Annotated in this window: 2 protein-coding genes; both read left to right on the plus strand. The window is 67.9% G+C overall.

Annotation, left to right across the window (positions count from 1 at the left end; translation table 11 throughout):
* The coding region (locus tag H926_RS0112480) for a glycosyltransferase (RefSeq protein WP_202804711.1) at positions 1-1,180 on the plus strand (1,180 nt) is incomplete at its 5' end.
* Positions 1,177-2,223 carry a hypothetical protein gene (locus H926_RS0112485; protein ID WP_022676604.1) on the plus strand — a complete coding sequence of 349 codons (1,047 nt, stop codon included), beginning with the start codon at positions 1,177-1,179 and terminating at the stop codon, positions 2,221-2,223. The genes H926_RS0112480 and H926_RS0112485, both read left to right, overlap by 4 nt.
* The last annotated feature ends 23 nt before the right edge of the window (positions 2,224-2,246 follow it).

Consider the following 2,246-nt stretch of genomic DNA (forward strand, 5'->3'; position numbering starts at 1 on the left):
TTGCGATGTGCTGGCGATGACCCGGCCGGGCTTTCCCCATGATGCGCTGCCAGACCTGGCGGACAGCGCCGTGCCCGAGGCTGACGTGATCGACGGCGTGCCCTATCTGCGCACGCCCACGCCGGCCCGCACCGATCTGCGCTATGTGCACTATATTCCCGCCGCCGCCCGCGCGCTGGAAGAACGCTATCGCGTGCTGCGCCCGGCGCTGGTGATGGCGGCATCGAACCATCTCGTGGCGCTGCCCGCGCTGATCGCGGCGCGACGGCTGGGCATTCCCTTTGCCTATGAAGTGCGGGGTTTTTGGGAAGTAACCAAGATGTCACGCGAGGAAAGCTATCGCGCGACGCCGGCCTATCAGGTGCAGGAACGGCTGGAGGCCGCGATTGCCCAGGCGGCAGACCAGGTTTTCACGCTGACCGCGCCGATGGCCGAGGAACTGGCAGCACGCGGCGTGGCGCCAAGCCGCATCGCGCTGCTGCCCAATTCATGCGATCCGGCGCGGTTCACCCCGCGCCCACGCGATGCTGCGCTGGCCCAGCAGCTGGGCATTCCTGCGGACGTGCCGGTGATCGGCTACATCGGCACTTTCGTGGATTACGAAGGGCTGGACGATCTTGCCGCTGCCTGCGCGCTGCTCAAGGCCCAGGGCCACGTTTTCCGCCTGCTGCTGGTGGGCAGCGAGAATACCAGCAGCACCATGGACGGACCGATTGGCGCAGCCATTGCCGCCATGGCCGAGAACGGCGGCTTTGCCGACTGGCTGATCATGCCCGGCCGGGTGCCGCATGAGGCAGTGGAAAGCTGGTATTCGCTGATCGATATCTGCCCGTTCCCGCGCAAGCCCTGGCCGGTGTGCGAAATGGTGTCGCCGATGAAGCCTTTGGAAGCGCTGGCGATGGAAAAGGCCGTGGTAGTTTCCGACGTGCGCGCGCTGGCCGAGATGATTGCCGATGGGCACACCGGGCTGGCCTTTGCCAAGGGCGATGTGCCTGCCTTGGCTGAGACGCTGGCGCGGCTGATCGCTGATCCAGCCTTGCGTGCCTGGCTGGGCCGCCGGGGCCGCGCATGGGTTGCGGCGGAGCGCACCTGGCGCGGGGTGGGCGAGCGCGCAGCGCGCCTGTTGCACCCGCTTCTCGCCCTGGACCAGGCGCCGTTGATGCTGGAGGCGGCGCAATGACCAACATGAGCGCCTTTGTCCGCAGCCTGCGCCGCAAGCTCGCCACGCTGCGCCCCGGTGACAACCGCTTCAACGTGCGCACCCACACGCTTCTGGCCCCACACGGCCTGGATACAGTGCCGATCGCATTCCGTGTGCGCCTTGTTCCGCAGGCGACGCGCATGGTGATAAGCCTGCACGGCGCGGCCGATCCGGCGCGACGCCACCGCGGCGTGTTCAATGGCTTCAATCCCGATCTGGCCGATTGCATACAGGTGGCGGTCAGCGATCCTTCGTTGCAGGTGCCGGGCGATTTCGCCATCGCCTGGTATGCCGGGCACCAGAATTTCGACACGCCTGCGCTGCTTGCCCGCGCCTTTGCCGAAATGGCCAAGGCCTGGGGCATCGAACGCACGATCTTTTTCGGCACGTCGGGCGGCGGGTTTGCCGCCCTGGCGCAATCCCACGCCATGCCCGGATCGATTGCCGTGGTGGGCAACCCGCAAACGCGCATCGCCCGCTATCACGCCCCGCTGGTGAGCGCCTATCGCACGGCGTGCTGGCCCGGCCTGGCCAGCAATGCTGCGCTCGACGGGGTGACCATGGCCGATTGCACCGCGCTCTATGGCGCGGGCTTTCGCAATCTGGTGGTCTATATCCAATCGCTGGGCGACCGGCACCACCGGCGCACGCACATGCTGCCGTTTGCGGCGGCCATTGCTGGACTGACCGAGGCCGATCGCGTGCTGTTCCACAGCGAATTCCATGGTGTTCACGGCCACAGCCTGCCGCGCGATGCCTATGCCGACTGGTTGCGCGCGGCCGTGATCAGCCCCACCGCCACGCCGGCCGACCTGCTCGATACCTGGCATGCGCTGCGCCAGCGCCCGGCCCCGCCCACAGTGCTGCGCCGCGGATCGGCCAAGGCCAAGCCCGGCCAGGTGGATGCCGCCGCACAGGCCGCCGGCACGCGGCTGGAAGCCTGGCTGCGGCACCAGTTCACCGGCGCCGATGCCGTCACGCCTGCCCCCTCACTACCTGCACCAGCCAAGGAACCTGCCTGATGCGCAACCCCTATCGCGGCCTG

The organism is Novosphingobium sp. B-7 (assembly GCF_000410615.1).
In the GTDB taxonomy this organism is placed as follows: domain Bacteria; phylum Pseudomonadota; class Alphaproteobacteria; order Sphingomonadales; family Sphingomonadaceae; genus Novosphingobium; species Novosphingobium capsulatum.

Coding starts and splice junctions, on each gene's coding strand:
- H926_RS0112485 (WP_022676604.1), top strand. CDS start 1,177: ATGACCAACATGAGCGCCTTTGTCCGCAGCCTGCGCCGCAAGCTCGCC.